This is a genomic window from Bradyrhizobium sp. USDA 241, assembly GCF_049739505.1.
GTDB classification, from domain to species: Bacteria; Pseudomonadota; Alphaproteobacteria; order Rhizobiales; family Xanthobacteraceae; genus Bradyrhizobium; species Bradyrhizobium liaoningense.
In genome coordinates, this window is sequence record NZ_JBMGPZ010000004.1 from 200,688 (window position 1) to 222,141 (window position 21,454).

A 21,454-nucleotide genomic window follows, 5' to 3' on the forward strand; every position below is an offset into this window, starting at 1 on the left:
AAAAATATGCAGGACCGGTAGTCAATCTGCGAAGAACCGTATTATGCTGTTTCCGTGACTGGCTTTACGTTCCGCTTCCGCGAATGGTTGCGGCGGAGTGAAGGCCTAAGAAAGATCCGGCCGGACCGATGGTCCGTCCAAGGATGGCCAGCTCCCGGGCTCCGTAAGGCCCGGTCATGTCGTGACGTGAGTCTGCGTCGCGGCGGAGGAGCAATGAGGGGGAGTTTCCCGATGGCCATGACGGGAACGGTCAAGTTCTTCAACGGCGAGCGCGGCTACGGTTTCATCAAGCCTGACGACGGCGGTCGCGATGTCTTCGTTCACATCACCGCTGTGGAGCGGGCGGGACTGAAGGACCTTGCCGAAGGACAGCGTATCACTTTCGAAGTCGAACCGGACAAGAAGGGGAAAGGGCCGAAGGCGGTCAACCTGGTGATCCTAGCCTAGGGAGCCTGGCGCAAAAAAATCCCGGCCGCGAGCGGCCGGGAGGCTGGTCCGGTATTTTCTTCTTGAGACGTCAGAAGTGATAGTTCACGCCTGCGCGGACAACGTTGGCGCTATAGCCGTTTGACACGCCCGTAATCGCGAACTGACTCGTGGACAGATCGATGTAGAGATATTCGAGCTTGACGCTCCAGTTCGGCGCGAGGCCCACTTCCGCGCCGGCACCGATGGTCCAGCCCGCGGTGGTGTGCGACTCCGTCCAGCCGAAGGTCTGCCCACGCAGCTCGCCGAACGCAAGGCCGGCAGTGCCGTAGAAGAGCACGTTGCTGAACGCATATCCCGCGCGGCCGCGCAGGGTGCCGAACCACGGGTTGGAGAATTTCCACGGCGCGAAGGTGTCGTCGGCGCCGGCGGCCTGGATGTCGCCCTCGACACCGAACACCCACGGGCCGTTCTGGAAATTGTAGCCGGCTTGCACACCGCCGACGAAGCCCGACGGCTTCGAAGGGTTGTTGTCCACCGAGCCCCATTCATAGCCGATGTTGCCGCCGAGATAGGGACCTGCCCAGCTATAGGCATTGAGCGGCTGGTTGACGGTATAGGGCGCACGTTGCCCATAACTGAGATCGGCGGCTTCTGCCGAAGCCGTCCAGCCGGCCGCAACCAACGCGGCCGCGCCCACAACGAGCCCCTTCATCACTCACTCCAACGCAACTGTCGCAACCTGCGCGATGCCTGCGCCGCCGCGCCGGCCCTGCATGGTTACGGAACCAAGAACTTTTCGCGTAGGATTTATCGAGAGTTTTAAGTTAAAGGGCTGTTAAGTCGGGTTACTGCGCTGTTAACAGACTTAAGGAAGCGTTACCGGGACCTGTGCGTGCGGCAGGGCCGGAACTTCAAATCAACACCCCCAGCGCCTAAATTCGTCCCATGGTTCACGATTCCACCGACAATCCGGACGACGCACGCGCGCGCAAATCCCGGCGCGGCATGGCACCGGATGGCCCGCCCCAGGAGATCCAACAGGAGACGGCGCCGCCGGACCTCGATCCCGCCAGCGCAAGCGGCGACGACGAGGACGATGCGCGGCTGCCTGATATCCTGGAGGAGAGTGGCGCCGTCGGCGAAGGCCCGCTCGCAACCGGCCACGAGGCGATCGAACGCGCGGTTCGGCTCGCCCCCACCTCGCCCGGCGTCTATCGCATGCTCAATGCGAATTCCGACGTGCTCTACGTCGGCAAGGCCAAGAACGTCAAAAAGCGCCTGTCCAGCTATGCGCGCCAGAGTGCCCCGCTGCCGGCCCGCATCCTGCGCATGATCGCCGCCACCGTCACCGTGGAGATCGTCTCGACCAACACCGAGACCGAGGCGCTGCTGCTCGAGGCGAACCTCATCAAGCAGCTGCGGCCGCGCTTCAACGTGCAGCTGCGCGACGACAAGTCGTTTCCCTATATCCTGATCACCGGCGACCATTGGGCGCCGCAGATCCTGAAACATCGCGGCGCGCAAACCAGGCCCGGGCGCTATTTCGGCCCGTTCGCCTCCGCGGGCGCGGTCAACCGAACCATCACGGCGCTGCAGCGCGCATTCCTGATCCGCTCCTGCACCGATTCCTTCTTCGAGAGCCGCACCCGGCCCTGCCTGCTCTACCAGATCCGCCGCTGCGCCGGCCCCTGCACCCGCGAGATCGATTTTCCCGGCTATACGACACTCGTGCGCGAGGCGACCGACTTCCTCTCCGGCAAGAGCCATGCGGTGAAGCAGGAGCTTGCCGGGGAGATGGAGAAGGCGGCCAACGAGCTCGAATTCGAGCGCGCCGCGCTCTACCGCGACCGCCTTGCCGCGCTCTCGGCAATCCAGTCGCAGCAGGGCATCAATCCGCGCACGGTGGAAGAAGCCGACGTGTTCGCCATCCACCAGGAGGGTGGCTTCTCCTGCGTCGAGGTGTTCTTCTTCCGCACCGGCCAGAACTGGGGCAACCGCGCCTATTTCCCACGCGCGGAAAAGACCTTTACGCCGGAAGAAGTGCTCGGCTCGTTCCTCGCCCAGTTCTACGACGACAAGCCGCCCCCGAAGAACATCCTGCTGTCGCACGAGATCGAGGAGAGCGAGCTGCTCGCCAATGCGCTGTCGATCAAGGCCGGCCACAAGGTCGAGGTCTCGGCGCCCAAGCGCGGCGAGAAGAAGGAGCTCGTCACCCACGCGCTGACCAATGCGCGCGAGGCGCTCGGCCGCAAGCTCGCGGACACCGCGACGCAAGGCCGCCTGCTGGATGCCATGGCCGCGACGTTGAACCTGCCGCACCCGCCCAAGCGCATCGAGGTCTATGACAACAGCCACATCCAGGGCACCAATGCGGTCGGCGCCATGATCGTCGCGGGACCCGACGGCTTCGTGAAGAATCAGTACCGCAAGTTCAACATCAAGTCGGAAGGACTGACGCCCGGCGATGACTACGCCATGATGCGCGAAGTGCTGGAGCGCCGCTTCAAGCGCCTGATCAATCCGCCCGAGGAGGGTGCAGCCAAGGCGAAGGACGACGACTTCCCGCAATGGCCCGACCTCGTGATCATCGACGGCGGCCGCGGGCAGCTCAACGCCGTCCGCGAAATCTTTGCAAATCTCGGCCTGACGGAGGTGTCGCTGATGTCGGTCGCCAAGGGGCCGGACCGGGATGCCGGCCGTGAGACCCTGTTCATGCCGGAACGCGAGGCCATCAAGCTCGAGCCGCGCGATCCCGTGCTCTATTTCATTCAGCGCCTGCGCGACGAGGCCCACCGCTTCGTCATCGGTTCGCACCGCAAGCTGCGCAAGAAGGACATCCGCGAGGCCGGCTTGCAGGAGATTCCGGGCATCGGCCCGTCACGCAAACGTGCCTTGCTGCATCATTTCGGGACCCTGAAGGAGATCGAGCGGGCCTCGATCGCCGATCTCGGCAAGGTTCCGGGGGTCAGCGCCGAGAGCGCCCGCAGGATTTTCGAGTATTTCCATCCCCAGCCGGGATGAACTAAAGGGGGACCGCGGTCATATGGTCGTCGTATCCCGCACCCATCTGGGAAGCGGAACGGTTGACCTTCAGGCTCGAGCGGTATTGGTAGGACGGATGAACATCGCCACGACACGAGGGACGACCAGGCGCGCGATGTCCCTCCCCAACATCCTGACCTATGGCCGGATCGCCGCGATTCCGGTCGTGGTCGGATGCATTTACGCGCAGTCCATCCTGGATCAGCCGCTGTGGCTGCGCTGGGTCGCGGTCGCCATCTTCATTGCGGCTGCGGTCACCGACTACCTCGACGGCTATTACGCGCGGATCTGGAATCAGCAATCGGCGTTCGGCCGGATGCTCGATCCGATCGCCGACAAGCTGCTGGTCGCCTCCTGCCTGCTGATGCTCGCCGCCGACGGCATCATCCACGGCTGGTCGCTGTGGGCCGCCATCGTGATCCTGTGCCGCGAGATCCTGGTCTCGGGCTTGCGCGAATACCTCGCTGCGCTCCGCGTCAGCGTGCCCGTGACCAAGCTTGCGAAGTGGAAGACCACGGTCCAGCTGGTTGCGATCGGCTTCCTGCTCGCCGGCCCGGCTGGCGACGAGGTGCTGCCCATCGTCTCGATGATCGGTCTGGCGCTGTTGTGGGCTTCGGCGATCCTCACCATCTACACCGGCTACGACTATTTCCGTGCGGGCATCCATCACCTCATCAAGGAGGACGAGGGATGAAGGTGAAGTATTTCGCCTGGGTGCGCGAGCGCGTCGGCAAGGCCGAGGAGACGATCGAGCCGCCCCCGAACGTGCGCACCGTCGAGGAGCTGATCGCCTGGCTGTCCGGCCAGGGCGAGGCTTATGCGTATGCGTTCGAGAAGCCAAAGGTGATCCGCACCGCGATCGACCACGCCCACGTCAAATCGGACGCCGCGATCGCGGGTGCCCGCGAGATCGCGTTCTTCCCGCCGATGACCGGCGGCTAGGCTCATGACCTGCCCCGTCACCATCCGCATCCAGGAGGGCGATTTCGACATCGCGCGCGAGATCGCGCTCCTGACCCAAAGCCGCACTGACATCGGCGCGGTCGTGAGCTTCTCCGGCATCTGCCGCGCCGACGAGGACAGCGCCAAGGTCGCCGCGCTGACGCTCGAACATTATCCGGGCATGGCAGAAGAAGAGATCAGGCGCCATGTCGACGAGGCGACCTCGCGCTGGCCGCTGAACGGCGTCACCGTGATTCACCGCGTCGGCCGCTTCATGCCGGGCCAGAACATCGTGCTGGTGCTGACCGCCTCGCAGCACCGACAGGCCGCGTTCCAGGCGGCTGAGTTCCTGATGGACTACCTCAAGACCAGCGCGCCGTTCTGGAAGAAGGAAGAGAGCGCCACCGGCACGGGCTGGGTCGAGGCCCACGCCCGTGACGACGAGGCCGCCGCGCGCTGGACGAAATCCTGATGGCAAAAGCCTCCAAGAGAACCCCGCGCGGCCGCGCCGCGCCGAGGCTTGCGAAAGTCGGACGCGGCGAGCTTCTCACGCTGCTCGACTTCGTCCGCTACGCGGTGAGCCGCTTCGTCGAAGCCAGGCTCGCTTTTGCCCACGGCACCACCGATCCGGTCGCGGAAGCCGCCTTCCTGGTCTGCGAGGCGCTGCATCTCAATCCCGAACAGTTCGAGGCCTTCGCCAATGCCCGCGTCACGGCCGCCGAGAGCAAGATCCTGCTCGACCTGATCCACAAGCGCGTCACCACACGCAAACCGGCCGCCTATCTCGTCAACAAGATCTATATGCGCGGCCTGCCCTTCTATGTCGACGAGCGCGTCATCGTTCCGCGCTCCTTCATCGGCGAGCTCCTGGATTCGCATTTCGGCAGCGAGGGCGAGGCCGGCTCGCTGATCGACGACCCCACGGCGGTCGCGCGCGTGCTCGACCTCTGCACGGGATCGGGATGCCTCGCCATCCTCGCCGCAAATCATTTCCCGAACGCCACCGTCGATGCCGTCGACATCTCCAAGGGGGCACTTGAAGTCGCCGCGCGCAATGTCGGCGAATACGGGCTCGAGGACCGGATCACCCTCTATCGCGGCGACCTGTTCGCCCCGCTCGGCGACAACAGATACGACCTGATCATCACCAATCCGCCTTACGTCGATGCCGAAGGCATGGCGGCGTTGCCGCCGGAGTGCCGGGCCGAGCCGAAGCTCGCCTTCGACGGCGGCGCCGACGGTCTCGACGTGGTGCGCCGCATCCTGCGCGATGCGCCCGATCACCTGACGCCGGATGGCGGGTTGATCTGCGAGATCGGCCGCGGCCGCGAGCTGGTCGACGAAGCCTTTCCGGAGCTGCCGCTGCTCTGGCTGGACACTGAGGATTCCGAGGGCGAGGTGTTCTGGATCGCAGCCGCCGATCTCGGCTGATTCAGCACGACGGATCACGCTCCGTCGGAACAAGTCAAATACCGCCACGTTCATCCCCCGAGGAATTTTCTCAATCTCGGAGGATGTCCGCATGCTCGCGCCATCGGGCGAACTGCTGCGCGCCGGCATGGCGCTCAAGCTCAATCACGTCAAACGCGCCGCCCAATCCTATTTGCGTGACCAGACCAGCCACGCAACCGGCAAGGTGACATCCTACGCGGTGGCCGGCGGACTGTTCGCGGTCGCGGGCCTGTTCGTTGTCGCAGCATTTTTCGTCGGACTGATCGCCCTGTACCGCTGGATCGCGATCACTTACGGCCAATTCTGGGGTTTTGGTGCCGTCGGCGCCCTGCTGCTGGCGCTGGCTGCGGTCTGTACTGGGGTGGCAATGGCGCAGATGAAACGCAAGGCCAAGCCGATCGTGCCGCTTGCGAGCCGTCTGCGCGTGGCGATCGCGACGCCGCGGATCCCACGTGGAACGGTCAAGCAGGCGGTGAAGGAGGTCGCAACGACGATTCCCCTCGTGCCGCTTGCGCCGGGTGAACGCGGTCATGGCAGCAAGGCTTGGCCGGTCCGCGCCAACCGCCCCGTGCAACTTGGCCTGATGCTCGCAGCCGTCGGCCTGGTCGGGCTGACGGCCGTCCGCCGGCGGCGCCACAGGCAAAGCCTCGAGGCGTGATGCTGGTGCGTCGCTCCGAGCAGATCGATTCCTGGCTGCTGGTGGCGGCAACGGCCGTCTTCGTGTTGACGGCGGAGCGCTACTTTCAGGACTCGGGCCTGATCCGGTCGGGGCCCCCGCAAGACCACCGCAACGGCGAAGCGAATTCACCGGAAACGCACCCGGCCAGTGCGGCGACACAGCCCGGCCGGGGCCGCCATGCGAAGAGCCCGTTCACGATCCCCTGGGCGGGTTGGAAGGATATCTTCTGGCGGACCTATCAGCGCATCGACGACGATCGCCTGCTCGCGACGGCGGGCGGCGTCGTCTTCTTCGGACTGCTCGCTATCTTCCCCGCCGTCACGGCGCTCGTCTCCTCCTATGGCCTGTTCGCCAATCCGGCGACGATCAGCGCCAACCTCCACACGCTTGCGACCATGCTGCCCGAGGGCTCGTTCCAGATCGTCGAGGAGCAGGTTGCGCGCGTGGTATCGAACGGCACCGCCACGCTGGGTGTCACGTTCCTGTTCGGCCTGCTGCTTGCGATCTGGAGCGCCAATGCCGGTGTCAAGGCGATCTTCGACGCCCTCAACGTCGCCTACGAGGAACGCGAGAAGCGCAGCTTCATCCGGCTGAACATGGTCTCGCTGGCCTTTACTGTCGGCGGCATCGTGGCGCTGCTGTTGATGGTGGGGGCCGTCGTCGCCTTCCCGCTTGCGCTCAATCATCTCGGCATGGCGCCTGAAAGCAAGCTGATCGTGGCGCTGGCACGATGGCCGCTCCTGTTCCTGATTCTGCTCGTCGCACTCGCCATCCTCTACCGCTTCGCTCCCAGCCGTGACGCGCCGCGCTGGCAATGGCTGAGCCTCGGCGCCGTGACGGCCGCGATCCTCTGGATCGCCGGTTCGGCCCTGCTCTCCTGGTACCTCTCGGAATTCGCCAATTACAACGCGACCTACGGCTCTCTGGGCGCTGCGATCGGCCTGATGATGTGGATGTGGATGTCGGCGATCGTCATCATGTTCGGTGCCGAGCTGAATTCGGAGATCGAGCGGCAGACGCTGCGCGACACGACCACCGGGCGGCCGAAACCGCTCGGCAACCGTGAAGCCGTCTCGGCCGACACGGTCGGCGCCACCGCTCCCTTCTGATCGGTGGCGGTCAGGCCGGAGCCGGCCCGACCGCATCTTTGGGCCATCAGCGCTTGGTGATCACGGCTTCCAGATATTCGCTGTGCACCACGATCGTGCCGTCCTCGGCGTGGTTGAACTCCCCGAGCAGCGCCAACAGGTCGCGCTTCAGCGCAGCCTGGCCGCTCTCGTCGAGCGCGGCAAACGCCTTCAGTGTCGGCCCGTAGAAGGTCTTGAAGATGTCGAGCCAATGGTCCGGGGAGCGATAGCGGAACACGAACATGCGCGGCTCGGCGGCAATCTCGGAAGCCTGGCTTCCGAACATCTCTTCCAGCCGCGCGGCCGTGCCCCACAGCGCCGGTGACTTCACCCCCGCCGGCGGCGGCAAATGCTTGCCGATGGTCTTGAAAAGCTGGCCGATGAAACCTTGCGGCGTCCAGTTGGCGAGGCCGATTTTGCCGCCGGATCTGCAGACCCGCGCGAGCTCGGAGGCGGCCTTGTCCTGATCCGGTGTGAACATCACGCCGAAGGTCGAGAGCACGACGTCAAAGGTGGCATCGGCAAACGGCAACGCTTCGGCATCCGCCTCGCGGAACTCGACCATGAGATGTTCGGCCGCCGCGCGCTCCTGCCCGCGCTTGAGCAATGCCGGCACGTAGTCGGTGGATGTGACGTCACACCAGCGCCGCGCCGCAGCCAGCGTCGCATTGCCGTTGCCGGCGGCGACGTCAAGCACCTTGCTGCCGGCGCGCAAGTCAATTGCCTCACAGAGCTGTTCGCCGACGATCTGCAAGGTGGTGCCGACAACGGCATAGTCGCCCGACGACCAGGCGCCGTGCTGGCGCTGCTTGACGGCGGCAAGGTCAGGCTGGGATGTGGGCTGTTTGAGGGCTGCGGATGTCGACATGGGCAAATCTCCTGGGGTTGAAAACGCCGGGACGATAGGGCGCATGCGGCCCGCTGGCCTTGAGAGCAGCGTTATTTTACGCTGAGAGCGCCTTGATTTCCGGACGGGAGCCGCGGCGGGCCTGATGCAGGCTGCCAGACAGTCACTATCCCCTCGAATCAACAATGATGTTAGGGTCATGCATTGCTTGGGGGAGCATGAGCCGTGACGGGTTGGAGCGCGACCCGTGTTTTCCCGGTGAAGCAGTCAGCTCTTGAGGCATAACGCGCGGCATGATTCGCATTTCGACGATCTTCATCGCCATCTGCATGGTCCTGGTCGCGGCCTCGCTCGGGCTCGTGCTCTATTCGGTCGCCGGCATCAGCGGAACGGAATCGGCCATCGTCGCGCTGACCGCGCTGACGTTCCTGATCCTCTACAACGCGGTGTCGATGCGACTGCGCGACCGCAGCGACGTCGGCGGGCAGATCGCCGACCTCTCGCGGGGCACCGCCGACCTCGCCCGCCAGGTGGCCGAGTTCGGCCGCCGGCTTGCCGCGATCGAGGGCCGCATCGCCTCGTCCAATTCGGCCAACTCCGACCGCGTCCAGTCGGTGATCGGCGAGATCAACGAACTCGGCGGATTGGTCAGGCAGCTTGCCACCACCGTGTCGGCCCATGAGGACCTGCTGGCCGGCAACGCGCCGGCCCCCGCCCCGGTCATGAGGCCCGAGCCGGAGACGCCGATCGATCTGGCTGCCCCCTTCGAGGAGAAGCCGGTCGCCGCTCCCCCGCTCCCCGCGCCGCCCCGGCCGGCACCGGCGGTCCAGGCCCAGCCCGCCAACCCGGTTCAGACCGGCAACGGACGCAGCCAGACCCAGTTGCTGGCGACGCTGCGCAATGCAATCGACGAGAACCGCATCGACATATTCCTGCAGCCGATGGTGACGCTGCCGCAGCGCAAGGTGCGGTTCTACGAGGCGGTGACGCGCCTGCGCGACGAGCGCGACCAGCTGATCACCGCCGAGGAGTTCATCAGCATCGCGGAAGCTTCGGGCTTGATCGGCCGCATCGACAACATGGTGATGCTGCGCTGCGTGCAGGTGCTGCGGCGCCTGATGGTGCGCAACAAGGACGTCGGCGTGTTCTGCAACCTCGCAGCCTCCACGCTCGGCAATTCCACCACCTTCGCGCAATGCCTCGACTTCCTCGAAGCCAACCGGGCGCTGGCGCCCTCCCTGGTGCTGGAGTTCAAGCAGTCGACGTTCCGCAATCTCGGCCCCGCCGAGACCGAGAATCTCGCGGCGCTCGCCCAGCGCGGCTTCCGTTTCTCGATCGACCATGTCACGGATCTGCGCATCGAGCCGCGCGAACTGGCCGATCGCGGGGTACGCTTCATCAAGGTGCCGGCCACGCTGCTGCTCGATCCCAGGCAGGCCTCGACCTCGGACATCCATCCCTCCGATCTCTCCGACCTGCTCGGCCGCTTCGGCATCGACCTGATCGCCGAGCGGATCGAGGGCGAGCGCGCGGTGGTCGACCTGCTCGACTACGATGTGCGCTTCGGTCAGGGGTTCCTGTTCGCGCCGCCGCGGCCATTGCGGCCGGAGGGGGCATCTGCTACCGCCGGGGCCCCGCCGAACCAGACGAAAGATATTCAGGGACCTCATGGCTCTGGCACACCCAGCTCAGGCGCGACGTCTTCTGCGCCTCCGCCACAACGCATCACCGGCAACGCGGCGCTCGCGCGCCGCATCTGATCGGCCGCGCAGATCATGACCACGCTGCATTTTGCCGAAGGCCTGCGCGAGCTCGTGGGCGGTGTGGACGTCGTGCTCAGCGACATCTGGGGCGTGGTCCACAACGGGCTGGAATCCTTCCCCGAAGCCTGCGAGGCGCTGCACACCTATCGCAGCCGCGGCGGTACGGTGATCCTGATCACCAACGCGCCGCGCCCGGCCGATTCCGTCCAGCGGCAATTGCGCAAGCTCGGTGTCCCCGATGAGACCTATGACGCGATCGTATCTTCAGGCGACCTGACCAGGCTCTATGTCGCCGAGCATCCCGGCCGCAAGATGCTCTGGCTCGGCCCCGAGCGCGACAACTCGATCTATCGCGGCCTCGATGCCGTGACCGCGCCGCTGGAGGAAGCCGACTACATCGTCTGCACGGGCCTCTATGACGACGAGACCGAGACGGCGGAAGACTATCGCGGCATGATGCTGAAGGCACGCGAGCGCAAGCTGACGCTGGTCTGCGCCAACCCCGACATCGTGGTGCAACGCGGCGACCGGCTGATCTATTGCGCCGGGGCGATCGCGGAGCTCTACCGCGAGCTCGGCGGCGAGGTGATCTTCTATGGCAAGCCGCACCGGCCGATCTACGAGTGCGCCATGGCGCTAGCCGGGGAACGCCAGGGCAACCAGATCGACCGCAAGAAGGTGCTGGCGATCGGGGATTCCGTCCGCACCGACTTAACCGGCGCGCGCGAATTCGGCATCGACTGCCTGTTCGTGACCCGCGGCATCCACGCCGAGGAGTTCGAGGGTCTTGACCAGCTCGACCCGACATCGGTCGTGGAATTGTTCGGCCACCCGCCGAAGGCGCTGATGCGCGAATTGAAGTGGTGACGGCGCGGATAACCGCGCAGGCACTTCAGGCTTAGACCGTTTGCCTAAGTGTCCGACGCCGTCATGGCCGGGCTTGACCCGGCCATCCACGTCTCTCTGCACCGCAAACGTGGATGCCCGGGACGAGCCCGGGCATGACGATCTCAACAAATGAATGTTATCAGACGAGGCGCGCTTACGCGCTCGCCATGTCCGGGAAGACCGCCTCGATCTTGGTCTTCAGCGTCGCCGCATTGAACGGCTTGACGATGTAGTTGTTCACGCCGGCCTTCTTGGCCGCGATCACGTTCTCGGTCTTGGATTCTGCCGTGATCATGATGAAAGGCGTGGTGGCGAGGTTCGGATCCGCGCGGACTTCGCGCAGGAGGTCGTAACCCGTCATCGGCTCCATGTTCCAGTCGGAGATCACGAGCCCGTACTTCTTGCCGCGCATCTTGTTCAGCGCTGCCGAACCGTCGCTGGCATCATCGATGTTCTCGAAGCCAAGCTGCTTCAGCAGATTCCGGATGATACGGATCATGGTGCTGTAGTCATCCACCACCAGAACCGGCATCGACAAATCAACCGCCATCTCGACTCCCCCAACGCAAACCCAGGAATATTAGGATCGGACCTGCCAAGCCGGAGCCCGGCAGTTCCACGCCTCAAGGACTAGCATCAAGGCGTTAAACAGCGCGTTAACTGCGGACGCCTCCGAAGGATTGAAATCGTGTTCAATGTCTGCGCGCTCCGGCTTGACTCCGTCAGGCCGGTGGCGCCACGGTCCGGGCCGGTCCTGCCCGGTTCGAGAATTTCCCCTGATGGCTCCGCCTTTTACCGTTATCCGCGACACAACGCCGGATTCCTCGATTCCGAGAGGCGCCGTGGTCGCCATGGGCAATTTCGACGGCGTTCATCTTGGCCATCGCGCCGTGATCGCGGCAGCGCTGGAGATGGGCCGGACGCATGGCCGCCCTGCGCTGGCATTGACCTTCGAGCCGCATCCGCGGCGGTTTTTCAGTCCCAACACCCCGCAATTCCGCCTGACGGACGAGCGGGCCAAGCTGCGGCTGTTGGCCGGCACCGGGCTCGCCGGCGCCGTGGTCATGACCTTCGACAAGGCGCGTGCCGGAACCAGCGCGCAAGATTTCATTCACCATGACCTGATCGGGCGCCTCGGCGTCAGCGGCATCGCGGTTGGTTACGACTTCCATTTCGGCAAGGGGCGGGTCGGCTCGCCGAGCCTTCTCGTCAACGAGGCGCCCCGGCTCGGCATCGAGGTCGACGTGCAACCGCATGTCGATATCGACGAGCGGCCCGTCTCTTCCAGCGCGATCCGGATCGCCCTCGCCGAGGGCCAGCTCGAGGACGCGACCACCATGCTGGGCGCGCCCTGGTTCATTACGGGCGAGGTCATCCATGGCGAAAAGCGCGGCCGCGACCTCGGCTATCCCACCGCCAACATTCGCCTGGACGCCAATTGCGGGCTCAAGCACGGCATCTACGCGGTGCGGGTCGGCCGCGGTGCCGAACGTCTGGACGGGGTGGCCAGCTTCGGCCGCCGTCCAACCTTCGACAATGGCGCCCCGCTCCTGGAGATCTTCCTGTTCGACTTCAAGGGCGACCTCTACGGGCAGCTCCTCGACTGCGCCTTCATCGGCTTCATCCGCGAAGAGCTGAAATTCGACAGCCTGGAGGCCCTGATCCGCCAGATGGACGACGATTCCGCCCGCGCCCGCGCCATCCTGGCCGCCGCCCGGGACGCGTTTCCGAGGCTGGGCGTGATCGATTGAGCCCGAAACCGGGCCACCCGAACCTTTGCGCTTCCCTTAGCCCCCTGCTATGGAGAGCCCATGTTTGCGCGGCGCATCATAGGGATTAGCGGCCCGGCTTCCGCCTGAGCCTTTGGCTCGGCGCAAGACCGGGATTTTGTCGGTTCACTCCCGCGATTCCGCATCGCGATCCGTTCCCGCGCCCTTCCGAGCCAGTCAGCCTCATGTCCGAAAAGCCGCAGAAGTCCCAAAAGTCTGAAGCCAAAGACTATTCGAAAACCCTGTTCCTGCCGCAGACGGAATTCCCGATGCGCGCCGGCCTGCCGCAGCGCGAGCCGGAGATCCTCAAGCGCTGGTACGAGATCGGCCTCTACGAGAAGCTGCGCCAAGCTGCGAAGGGCCGCGCCAAGTTCGTGCTGCATGACGGCCCGCCCTACGCCAACGGCAACATCCATATCGGCACCGCGCTGAACAAGATCCTGAAGGATCTCGTCACCAAGAGCCAGCAGATGCTCGGCTTCGACTCCAACTACGTGCCGGGCTGGGACTGCCACGGCCTGCCGATCGAGTGGAAGGTCGAGGAGGAGCACTATCGCAAGAAGGGCAAGCAGAAGCCCGACTTCCGCGACAGCGCCGCAATGATCGATTTCCGGAAGGAGTGCCGCGCCTATGCCACGCACTGGCTCGGCGTCCAGCGCGAGGAGTTCAAGCGCCTGGGGGTGATCGGCGACTGGGACCATCCCTACGCCACCATGAGCTATCCCGCCGAGGCCCAGATCGCGCGCGAGCTGATGAAGTTCGCCGCCAACGGCACGCTCTATCGCGGCTCCAAGCCGGTGATGTGGAGCGTGGTCGAGAAGACCGCGCTGGCCGAAGCCGAAGTGGAGTACGAGGACCACACCTCCGATACGGTGTTGGTGAAATTCCCGGTGACCTCGCCCGCGCACGGTGCGCTCGCCTCCGCAAGCGTCGTGATCTGGACCACCACGCCCTGGACGCTGCCGGGCAACCGCGCCATCTCGTTCTCGCCGAAGATCGCCTACGGCCTCTACAAGGTGACGGACGCGCCCGCCGACAATTGGGCCAAGACCGGCGATCTCCTGATCCTCGCCGACGCGCTCGCGGAGGAAGTCTTCAAGCAGGCGCGCGTGACGGCTTTTGAGAAGGTCCGCGAGGTCCCCGGCGATACCATGGACGTGATCGAATGCGCTCATCCGCTGAAGGGCCTTGGCGGCGGCTATGACTTCGTCGTGCCGCTGCTGCCCGGCGACCATGTCACCGACGACACCGGTACCGGCTTCGTGCACACGGCGCCCGGCCATGGCCGCGAGGACTTCGATGTCTGGACGGCGCAGGCGCGCGATCTCGACGCGCGCGGCATCAACACCGCGATCCCCTACACCGTCGACGAGAACGGCGCCTACACCGATCATGCGCCGGGTTTTGCCGGCAAGCGCGTCATCAACGACAAGGGCGAGAAGGGCGATGCCAACGAGGCCGTGATCAAGGCGCTCGTCGACAGAGGCATGCTGCTCGCGCGCGGCCGGCTGAAGCACCAATATCCGCACTCCTGGCGCTCCAAGAAGCCGGTGATCTTCCGCAATACGCCGCAATGGTTCATCGCGATGGACAAGCCGATTGTGGACGCCCCGGGCAAAGCCGGGGCTACGGACATCGCGACGGGCGGCAAGACCAAGAGCGGCGACACGCTGCGCGCCCGCGCGCTGCACGCGATCTCGGTGACGCAATGGGTGCCGCCATCGGGCGAGAACCGCATCAACGGCATGATCGAGGCGCGGCCGGACTGGGTGATCTCGCGCCAGCGCGCCTGGGGCGTGCCGATCGCCGTGTTCGTGCGCGAGAAGGGCGACGGCTCCGCCGAGATCCTCCAGGACGAGGCCGTCAATGCGCGCATCGGTGAAGCGTTCGAGAAAGAAGGCGCCGACGCATGGTACGCGAAGGGTGCGCGCGAGCGCTTCCTCGGGGCGCGCGCGAACGAAGACTGGCAGAAGGTCGACGACATCCTCGACGTCTGGTTCGATTCAGGCTCGACCCACGCCTTCGTGCTCGAAGACCCCGTGCATTTCCCGGGGCTGTCAGGCATCAAGCGCAAGGTCGACGGCGGCACCGACACGGTGATGTATCTGGAAGGCTCGGACCAGCACCGCGGCTGGTTCCACTCCTCGCTGCTGGAAAGCTGCGGCACGCGCGGTCGGGCTCCTTACGACATCGTGCTGACCCACGGCTTCACCCAGGCCGAGGACGGCCGCAAGATGTCGAAGTCGCTCGGCAACACCATCGAGCCGCAGGCCGTCATCAAGGACTCCGGCGCCGACATCCTGAGACTCTGGGTCGCGTCCAGCGACTACACCGACGACCAGCGCATCGGCCCCGAGATCCTGAAGAACACCGTCGAGACCTATCGCAAGCTGCGCAACACCGTGCGCTGGATGCTGGGCACGCTGCATCACTACAAGCCGGCCGACGCAGTCGCGCCCGCCGAGATGCCCGAGCTGGAGCGCCTGATGCTGCACGAGCTCTCAGGTCGCACCGCCGCGATCGACAAGGCCTACCGCGAGTTCGACTACAAGTCCGTGGTTGCGATCCTGTCCGCCTTCCTCAACAGCGAGCTCTCCGCGTTCTACTTCGACATCCGCAAGGACACGCTGTATTGCGAACCGCCGTCGTCACTGACGCGCAAGGCGGCGCTGACCACCATCGACCTGTTGTGCGCCTCGATCCTGAAATGGCTCGCCCCGATCCTCAGCTTCACCGCGGAGGAAGCCTGGCGCATGTACCGGCCCGACGCCGAGCCGTCGGTGCATCTGACGCTGTTCCCGACCGGTCTCGAAGACTTCCGCGACGACAAGCTCGCCGCGAAGTGGGAGACGATTCGCAACGTCCGCCGCGTCGTCACCGGGGCGCTCGAGCTCGAACGCGCCGCCAAGAACATCGGCTCCTCGCTCGAGGCGTCGCCGGTGATCTATGTCGCCGACCGAGACATGCTGATGACGCTGTTCGACACCGATCTCGCCGAGATCTGCATCACCTCGAACTACGAGGTGCGGGAGGGCGAGGCGCCGGCTTCGGCGTTCCGTCTCGATGCCGTGCCCGGCGTTGCGGTCGTGGTGGAGAAGGCGGTCGGCACCAAATGCGCCCGCTCCTGGAAGATTTCGCCGACCGTCGGCGAGGACCCCGAATACCCCGACGTCACCCCGCGCGATGCGAAGGCGCTGCGCGAATGGAAGGCGCTGGGGGTGAGCGTCTGATCGGTCGCCCATGACCCCGCTCCGCGCCGGCATCCTCGCGGCAATGGTCACGTTGGTGGCCGACCAGGCCTCGAAGCTCTGGCTCCTGAACGTGTTCGACCTCGCCGGTCGCGGCGCGGTGCGGGTGACGCCATTCTTCGACCTGGTGCTGGCCTGGAACATCGGAATCAGCTTCGGCTGGCTCCAGAACGACAGCCAGGCAGCGCAGCTCGCGCTGATGGCCGTCAAAGGTATCGCGGTGGTCGCGCTGGCGATCTGGATGGCCCGCTCGCACACCATGCTTGCTACGATCGCGCTCGGCCTGATCATCGGCGGCGCCATCGGTAACGGCATCGACCGCCTGGCCTATGGCGCGGTGGTGGATTTCGCCCTGCTCCACATCGAGATCGCCGGAAAAACCTATAATTGGTATGTGTTTAACCTCGCGGACGTGGCCATCGTTGCTGGGGTGGCAGCGCTATTGTATGATTCTTTCCTGGGGGTACCCGCCGCAAAAGCGCCCTGATCGCGGCCGATACGGACCGGCGGTGGAACCCGGCCTTTGCGAGGATGAGAGCCGCGTGCGCGCGGCGATCTGCCACAATATGGAACAGGTAAAGCAATGCGCAGCGCGATGACCAGCGATTCGATGGTGCGAGACCTCCGGTGGGGGCTCTGGCGGGCATTGAAATTGTCCGCTGTCGCACTTGGCATCGGTCTCGTCATGTCGACCGGCGCGGCCCGCGCCGGTGACGACGACGAGGAAGACGATATGACCTTCGAAGAGAGGCTCATCGACAACCTGATGTCCGGCATCGGCGCCAAGAGCATGGAAAAGAAGGGCATCGAATACCGCGAGCGTTCGCCGCTGGTCGTGCCGCCCAAGCTCGATCTGCCGCCGCCTGCGACCGAAGCCAAGGCTGCGCCGAACTGGCCCAAGGACCCCGAAGAGAAGCGCCGCAAGGAAGCCATCGCCGCGCGCAAGAAGGCCAGCAAGGCAACTGAGAACTGGCAGGCCGCCCAGCCGCTGACGCCTGCCGAGATGAAGGCCGGCCAGGTCGCCGCAGCGCCCCGCACGAGCAACGATCCGATTCAGCCGGGCACCAACGGCAACCCCTCGCTGAGCCCCGCCGAGCTCGGTTTCACCGGCGGCCTGTGGAACATGATGAAGGGCGGCAACAGCTCCGAGTCCAAGGAGTTCACGTCGGAGCCGCCGCGCCAGTCGCTGGTCGAGCCGCCGCCGGGCTACCAGACGCCGTCGCCGAACTACGCCTATGGCGCCGGGCCGGACAAGTCGCGGCGAATGTATTACGACATCATGTCCGGCAAGGAGAAGGAACAATAGCGTTCCTGTCCACTGCGACATCCTGACAAAAGCTAGGCCGGCGCCGGCGCGCCCGGCGCAGCCGTAAATTGCCTATCAGTAACTTGCCTACGAGATGCGTTCTCTGCTTCGTGACGCGAAGCCTCAGCTGCACGGTGTAGCATGCCGTGCCTCCGAGCCGGACATCCGGGCTCGGCCTTTCAAAAGGATCATGATGTCCTCTTACCGATCGGCTGCCTGCCTCCTTGCCGCGCTGCTTTCGACGAGTGTCCTCTCAGCCGGCACGTCCCTCGCCCAGACCACGGTAACATCGGCTCCGCCCGCCAGCTTCACGCTCAGCAACGGCATGCAGGTGGTGGTGATTCCGGATCACCGCACGCCCGTCGTCACCGAGATGATCTGGTACAAGGTCGGCTCGGCGGACGAGACGCCAGGCAAATCCGGGCTCGCGCACTTCCTCGAGCACCTGATGTTCAAGGGCACCTCGAAGCATCCGGCCGGAGAATTCTCCCAGACCGTGCTTCGCGTCGGCGGCAACGAGAACGCCTCGACCTCGGTCGACTACACCAATTACTACCAGCGTGTGCCGAAAGAGCAGTTGCCGACCATGATGGAGTTCGAGGCCGACCGCATGACGGGCCTCGTCCTCAAGGACGAGAACGTGCTGCCCGAGCGCGACGTCGTGCTCGAAGAGTACAACATGCGCGTCGCCAACAATCCGGATGCGCGGCTGAACGAGCAGATCATGGCCGCGCTCTATCTCAACCATCCCTACGGGCGCCCGGTGATCGGCTGGCATCAGGAGATCGAAAAGCTCGACCGCGAGGATGCGCTCGCCTTCTATCGCCGCTTCTATGCGCCGAACAACGCGATCCTGGTGATCGCCGGTGACGTCGACGCCGCCGAAATCCGCCCGCTGGTCGAGCGCAATTTCGGCTCCATCCCGGCGCAGCCGGCCATCCCGGCACGCCGCGTCCGTCCGCAGGAGCCGGAGCCCGCCGCCCCGCGCACCGTCACGCTGGCCGACCCGCGCGTCGAGCAGCCGAGCATGCGGCGCTACTATCTGGTGCCCTCCGCGACCACGGCGGCAGCCGGCGAGAGCGCGGCCCTCGACGTGCTGGCGCAGCTGATGGGCAGCGGCAGCAATTCCTATCTCTATCGCGCACTCGTCGTCGACAAGCCGCTCGCGGTCTCCGCCAACGCCAGCTATTCGAGCATCTCGCTCGACCCGACCCAGTTCGCGATCTCCGCCGCGCCGAAACCCGGCGTCAGCTTCGCAGAAGTGGAGCAGGCGGTCGCCGGCGTCATTGCCAGCGTCGCGCAGAACCCGATCCGCGCCGAGGATCTGGAGCGCGTGAAGACCCAACTCATCGCCGAGGCGATCTATGCCCAGGACAACCAGGCGGTGCTGGCGCGCTGGTACGGCGGCGCGCTGACGACGGGCCTGTCGATCGAGGACATCAGGAGCTGGCCCGACCGCATCCGCGCCGTCACCGCCGAGCAGGTTCGCGCCGTCGCGCAGAAATGGCTCGAGAAGAAGCGCTCGGTGACGGGCTATCTGATCAAGGACACCGCTACCGCCAAGCGCGAGGAGAAGCGTTCGTGACCTATCCCTTCCTTCGACGCGTTGCATTCTCCCTTGCCACCGGCGCGACGCTCGCGCTCGCCGCAGTCTCGCCGTCACATGCCGCCGCAAAAATTCAGCACCTGATCTCGCCCGGCGGCATCGAAGCCTGGTTCGTGCAGGACGCGACCGTGCCGCTGATCGCGATGGAGTATTCCTTCGCCGGCGGCTCGTCCCAGGACCCCAAGGACAAGCCGGGCGTCGCCAATCTGGTCGGCGATCTCCTCGACGAAGGCTCCGGCGATCTCGACTCCAAGACGTTCCATGAACGGCTCGACCGCCGTGCCATCGAGCTCTCCTTCAACGCCACCCGCGATACGTTTCGCGGCAGCCTGCGCATGCTGCGCGACAACAAGGACGAGGCCTTCGACCTGCTCAGGGGCGCGCTGACCTCGCCGCATTTCGACCCGGCGGATGTCGAGCGCATCCGCTCGCAGGTCATCTCGGGTCTGCGCCGCGAGACCACCAATCCGACCTCGCTGGCGAGCCGCAAGTTCCTGGAAGTCGCCTTCGGCGAGCATCCTTACGGCCGGCAGACCAACGGCAACCTCGACAGCGTGCCGACCATCACCGTCGCTGACATGAAGGATTATGTCGGCCGCGTCCTCGCCAGGGACGGGCTGAAGATCGCGGTCGTCGGCGACGTCGATCCGGCGACCCTGGGCAAGCTGCTCGATCACACATTCGGCAGCCTGCCTGCCAAGGCCAATCTGACGCCGGTTCCCGACGTCGAGGCTGCGAAGCCGCCGCAACGCACCTTCGTGACGCTCGACGTGCCGCAGACCGTGATCACCTTCGGCGGCCCCGGGGTGAAGCGCAGCGATCCGAACTTCATGGCGGCCTATGTCGTCAACCACATCCTCGGCGGCGGCGGATTGTCCTCCCGGCTCTATCGCGAGGTCCGCGAGAAGCGCGGACTGGCCTATTCGGTGTTCGAATCGCTGCTCTGGATGGAGCATTCGGCGATCTTCATCGGCAACACCGGCACGCGCGCCGACCGCGCCGGCGACACCATCGACGCCATCGAGAAGGAGGTGCGCCGCATGGCCGAGGAGGGCCCGACGCAGAAGGAGCTCGACGAGGCCAAGTCCTACCTCAAGGGCTCGCAGATGTTGGCGCTCGACACCTCCTCCAAGCTGGCACAGGCGCTGCTGCAGTATCAGCAGGACAAGCTGCCGATCGACTATATCGAGAAGCGCAACGCCATCGTCGACGCCGTGACGCTGGACGACGCCAAGGCGGCGGCCAAGCGCCTCTGGGGCCAGGGGCTGCTGACCGTCATTGTCGGCCGCGCCCCGCAGGCCGCGGCCCAACCGGCGGCTGCGACCCCGAAGTCGAACTGATCTGTTCTCCACACGCTCCCTGAATGGCCGGGCTCGTCCCGGCCATTTGCGTTTGCATGAGCACCATTGCCGAACCTGAACGTCCGCGATATGTCCAGACATCACGGATGGTGCCTACATGCTGCGGATATCCCGCAATCTCGTCATCGACGAGGACGATATCGAGATCGGTTTTGTCCGCGCCTCCGGCCCGGGCGGGCAGAACGTCAACAAGGTCGCGACCTCGGCACAGCTGCGCTTCGACACGCGCAAGCTGACCTTGCCGGAGGACGCGGCCCTGCGGCTTGCGCGCCTTGCCGGCCAGCGCATGACCAAGGACGGCGTCATTGTGATCCAGGCGCAGCGCTTCCGCACCCAGGAGCGCAACCGCCAGGATGCCATCGACCGTCTCACGGAGATGCTGCGCGAGGCGATGATCAGGCCGACGCCGCGGCGCGCGACGCGGCCGACCTTCGCCTCCAAGCAGCGCCGGCTCGAGGGCAAGAAGCGCCGCAGCGACGTCAAGGCAGGACGCGGCCGAAGCTTCGACGACTAACTGGCGCGGCAAAGAGCTCCGGCCGCGAGGCGACCGGAGCTTTGCCGATTCACCCGGCGAGACTAAAGCGCGATGGGATTAGGATGAATCGTCATCGCGCTTTAGGTTGTTGTTGAAGCATGATCTTTTCGGAAAACCGCTGCGCACTTTTCCGGATCATGCCTTAGTAACGTTTGGACGGGGCCGCGCCGCCCGTCGCGGCATCGCCGGCCGTTCCCTTGTGCGTAGCGCTGCCCGTGGTGCCGACCGTGCCCCTGGTGCCTTTGGTCGACTTCATGCCGGTCTTCTCACCCGCCGCTTCCGGCTGAGAGCTCATTTCTTCGTCGCCGCTGCCCATGGTGCTGCCCTGCATCGGTTTGCTCTGCACGGTGCCGCCCGTCTTGGCAGGTGGCGCGCCCTGCGCGAGAACGGGCGCGGCAACGAGAACCGATAGAGCGCATGCGATCATCGAGGTCTTGACCAACTTCATCCATTTCTCCTG

At 65.3% G+C, this 21,454-nt stretch carries 21 protein-coding genes; 17 read left to right on the plus strand and 4 right to left on the minus strand.

Going from position 1 to position 21,454, the window contains the following annotated elements:
* Positions 1-231 precede the first annotated feature (231 nt).
* Positions 232-447, plus strand: a complete 216-nt coding sequence (locus ABIF91_RS10665; protein ID WP_028176631.1) for a cold-shock protein — start codon at positions 232-234, stop codon at positions 445-447.
* A 70-nt stretch (positions 448-517) separates the two neighbouring features.
* Here the strand turns inward: ABIF91_RS10665 and ABIF91_RS10670 are convergent, their stop codons facing one another.
* Complete coding sequence (locus ABIF91_RS10670; protein WP_028176630.1) at positions 518-1,141, minus strand: outer membrane protein; 624 nt, start codon at positions 1,139-1,141, stop codon at positions 518-520.
* Positions 1,142-1,374: 233 nt separating this feature from the next.
* Here ABIF91_RS10670 and uvrC point away from each other — a divergent pair, with 233 nt between their 5' ends.
* From uvrC to ABIF91_RS10705, 7 genes are all read left to right on the plus strand, one after another.
* The gene (gene uvrC / locus ABIF91_RS10675; protein ID WP_035674602.1) at positions 1,375-3,450 is read left to right on the plus strand and encodes an excinuclease ABC subunit UvrC; all 2,076 of its coding nucleotides are present in this window, start codon (positions 1,375-1,377) and stop codon (positions 3,448-3,450) included.
* A gap of 97 nt (positions 3,451-3,547) precedes the next feature.
* On the plus strand, positions 3,548-4,165 hold the full coding sequence (gene pgsA, locus ABIF91_RS10680) for a CDP-diacylglycerol--glycerol-3-phosphate 3-phosphatidyltransferase (RefSeq protein ID WP_028176628.1): 618 nt from the start codon (positions 3,548-3,550) through the stop codon (positions 4,163-4,165).
* Complete coding sequence (gene moaD, locus ABIF91_RS10685) at positions 4,162-4,413, plus strand: molybdopterin converting factor subunit 1 (protein ID WP_028176627.1); 252 nt, start codon at positions 4,162-4,164, stop codon at positions 4,411-4,413. Before pgsA ends, moaD begins: the two co-directional genes overlap by 4 nt.
* A gap of 4 nt (positions 4,414-4,417) precedes the next feature.
* Complete coding sequence (locus ABIF91_RS10690; protein WP_028176626.1) at positions 4,418-4,885, plus strand: molybdenum cofactor biosynthesis protein MoaE; 468 nt, start codon at positions 4,418-4,420, stop codon at positions 4,883-4,885.
* Positions 4,885-5,844, plus strand: coding sequence for a 50S ribosomal protein L3 N(5)-glutamine methyltransferase (gene prmB, locus ABIF91_RS10695; protein WP_028176625.1), 960 nt, complete (start codon positions 4,885-4,887; stop codon positions 5,842-5,844). Before ABIF91_RS10690 ends, prmB begins: the two co-directional genes overlap by 1 nt.
* 91 nt (positions 5,845-5,935) lie before the next feature.
* Positions 5,936-6,523 carry a phage holin family protein gene (locus ABIF91_RS10700; RefSeq protein WP_028176624.1) on the plus strand — a complete coding sequence of 196 codons (588 nt, stop codon included), beginning with the start codon at positions 5,936-5,938 and terminating at the stop codon, positions 6,521-6,523.
* Positions 6,523-7,653, plus strand: coding sequence for a YihY/virulence factor BrkB family protein (locus ABIF91_RS10705; RefSeq protein WP_028176623.1), 1,131 nt, complete (start codon positions 6,523-6,525; stop codon positions 7,651-7,653). Before ABIF91_RS10700 ends, ABIF91_RS10705 begins: the two co-directional genes overlap by 1 nt.
* A 46-nt stretch (positions 7,654-7,699) precedes the next feature.
* Here ABIF91_RS10705 and ABIF91_RS10710 read toward each other — a convergent pair whose 3' ends face one another.
* On the minus strand, positions 7,700-8,539 hold the full coding sequence (locus ABIF91_RS10710; RefSeq protein ID WP_028176622.1) for a class I SAM-dependent methyltransferase: 840 nt from the start codon (positions 8,537-8,539) through the stop codon (positions 7,700-7,702).
* 272 nt (positions 8,540-8,811) lie between these two features.
* Between ABIF91_RS10710 and ABIF91_RS10715 the strand changes: the two genes are divergently transcribed.
* Entirely contained in the window at positions 8,812-10,278 is a 1,467-nt protein-coding gene (locus tag ABIF91_RS10715) for an EAL domain-containing protein (protein ID WP_284278777.1), read from the plus strand.
* 15 nt (positions 10,279-10,293) lie between these two features.
* Positions 10,294-11,148, plus strand: a complete 855-nt coding sequence (locus tag ABIF91_RS10720) for a TIGR01459 family HAD-type hydrolase (RefSeq protein WP_424579145.1) — start codon at positions 10,294-10,296, stop codon at positions 11,146-11,148.
* 175 nt (positions 11,149-11,323) lie between these two features.
* Here ABIF91_RS10720 and ABIF91_RS10725 read toward each other — a convergent pair whose 3' ends face one another.
* On the minus strand, positions 11,324-11,719 hold the full coding sequence (locus tag ABIF91_RS10725; RefSeq protein WP_008567674.1) for a response regulator: 396 nt from the start codon (positions 11,717-11,719) through the stop codon (positions 11,324-11,326).
* Between the two features lie 229 nt (positions 11,720-11,948).
* Here ABIF91_RS10725 and ABIF91_RS10730 point away from each other — a divergent pair, with 229 nt between their 5' ends.
* The 7 genes from ABIF91_RS10730 to arfB all read left to right on the plus strand — a co-directional run bounded on the left by ABIF91_RS10730 (position 11,949) and on the right by arfB (position 20,973).
* Positions 11,949-12,920: a bifunctional riboflavin kinase/FAD synthetase gene (locus tag ABIF91_RS10730; RefSeq protein ID WP_028176619.1), complete on the plus strand. Its 972-nt coding sequence runs from the start codon at positions 11,949-11,951 to the stop codon at positions 12,918-12,920.
* 203 nt (positions 12,921-13,123) lie between these two features.
* The gene (ileS, locus tag ABIF91_RS10735) at positions 13,124-16,168 is read left to right on the plus strand and encodes an isoleucine--tRNA ligase (RefSeq protein ID WP_028176618.1); all 3,045 of its coding nucleotides are present in this window, start codon (positions 13,124-13,126) and stop codon (positions 16,166-16,168) included.
* Positions 16,169-16,178: 10 nt separating this feature from the next.
* Positions 16,179-16,673, plus strand: a complete 495-nt coding sequence (gene lspA, locus ABIF91_RS10740; protein ID WP_028176617.1) for a signal peptidase II — start codon at positions 16,179-16,181, stop codon at positions 16,671-16,673.
* Positions 16,674-16,769: 96 nt separating this feature from the next.
* The gene (locus ABIF91_RS10745; RefSeq protein ID WP_028176616.1) at positions 16,770-17,492 is read left to right on the plus strand and encodes a hypothetical protein; all 723 of its coding nucleotides are present in this window, start codon (positions 16,770-16,772) and stop codon (positions 17,490-17,492) included.
* Between the two features lie 190 nt (positions 17,493-17,682).
* Positions 17,683-19,077, plus strand: coding sequence for a M16 family metallopeptidase (locus ABIF91_RS10750; protein WP_424579146.1), 1,395 nt, complete (start codon positions 17,683-17,685; stop codon positions 19,075-19,077).
* Entirely contained in the window at positions 19,074-20,438 is a 1,365-nt protein-coding gene (locus tag ABIF91_RS10755) for a M16 family metallopeptidase (RefSeq protein WP_028176614.1), read from the plus strand. The genes ABIF91_RS10750 and ABIF91_RS10755 overlap by 4 nt, the downstream gene beginning before the upstream one ends.
* 118 nt (positions 20,439-20,556) lie before the next feature.
* Complete coding sequence (arfB, locus tag ABIF91_RS10760; protein WP_028176613.1) at positions 20,557-20,973, plus strand: alternative ribosome rescue aminoacyl-tRNA hydrolase ArfB; 417 nt, start codon at positions 20,557-20,559, stop codon at positions 20,971-20,973.
* A gap of 163 nt (positions 20,974-21,136) precedes the next feature.
* Here arfB and ABIF91_RS10765 read toward each other — a convergent pair whose 3' ends face one another.
* Entirely contained in the window at positions 21,137-21,442 is a 306-nt protein-coding gene (locus ABIF91_RS10765; protein WP_424579147.1) for a hypothetical protein, read from the minus strand.
* Positions 21,443-21,454 lie beyond the last annotated feature (12 nt).

Coding starts and splice junctions, on each gene's coding strand:
- pgsA (WP_028176628.1), top strand. CDS start 3,548: ATGAACATCGCCACGACACGAGGGACGACCAGGCGCGCGATGTCCCTC.
- ABIF91_RS10720 (WP_424579145.1), top strand. CDS start 10,294: ATGACCACGCTGCATTTTGCCGAAGGCCTGCGCGAGCTCGTGGGCGGT.
- ABIF91_RS10710 (WP_028176622.1), bottom strand. CDS start 8,539: ATGTCGACATCCGCAGCCCTCAAACAGCCCACATCCCAGCCTGACCTT.
- ABIF91_RS10705 (WP_028176623.1), top strand. CDS start 6,523: ATGCTGGTGCGTCGCTCCGAGCAGATCGATTCCTGGCTGCTGGTGGCG.
- lspA (WP_028176617.1), top strand. CDS start 16,179: ATGACCCCGCTCCGCGCCGGCATCCTCGCGGCAATGGTCACGTTGGTG.
- ABIF91_RS10700 (WP_028176624.1), top strand. CDS start 5,936: ATGCTCGCGCCATCGGGCGAACTGCTGCGCGCCGGCATGGCGCTCAAG.
- ABIF91_RS10725 (WP_008567674.1), bottom strand. CDS start 11,719: ATGGCGGTTGATTTGTCGATGCCGGTTCTGGTGGTGGATGACTACAGC.
- ABIF91_RS10750 (WP_424579146.1), top strand. CDS start 17,683: ATGATGTCCTCTTACCGATCGGCTGCCTGCCTCCTTGCCGCGCTGCTT.
- arfB (WP_028176613.1), top strand. CDS start 20,557: ATGCTGCGGATATCCCGCAATCTCGTCATCGACGAGGACGATATCGAG.
- ileS (WP_028176618.1), top strand. CDS start 13,124: ATGTCCGAAAAGCCGCAGAAGTCCCAAAAGTCTGAAGCCAAAGACTAT.
- ABIF91_RS10670 (WP_028176630.1), bottom strand. CDS start 1,141: ATGAAGGGGCTCGTTGTGGGCGCGGCCGCGTTGGTTGCGGCCGGCTGG.
- ABIF91_RS10745 (WP_028176616.1), top strand. CDS start 16,770: ATGCGCAGCGCGATGACCAGCGATTCGATGGTGCGAGACCTCCGGTGG.
- ABIF91_RS10715 (WP_284278777.1), top strand. CDS start 8,812: ATGATTCGCATTTCGACGATCTTCATCGCCATCTGCATGGTCCTGGTC.
- ABIF91_RS10765 (WP_424579147.1), bottom strand. CDS start 21,442: ATGAAGTTGGTCAAGACCTCGATGATCGCATGCGCTCTATCGGTTCTC.
- moaD (WP_028176627.1), top strand. CDS start 4,162: ATGAAGGTGAAGTATTTCGCCTGGGTGCGCGAGCGCGTCGGCAAGGCC.
- ABIF91_RS10665 (WP_028176631.1), top strand. CDS start 232: ATGGCCATGACGGGAACGGTCAAGTTCTTCAACGGCGAGCGCGGCTAC.
- ABIF91_RS10730 (WP_028176619.1), top strand. CDS start 11,949: ATGGCTCCGCCTTTTACCGTTATCCGCGACACAACGCCGGATTCCTCG.
- ABIF91_RS10690 (WP_028176626.1), top strand. CDS start 4,418: ATGACCTGCCCCGTCACCATCCGCATCCAGGAGGGCGATTTCGACATC.
- prmB (WP_028176625.1), top strand. CDS start 4,885: ATGGCAAAAGCCTCCAAGAGAACCCCGCGCGGCCGCGCCGCGCCGAGG.
- uvrC (WP_035674602.1), top strand. CDS start 1,375: ATGGTTCACGATTCCACCGACAATCCGGACGACGCACGCGCGCGCAAA.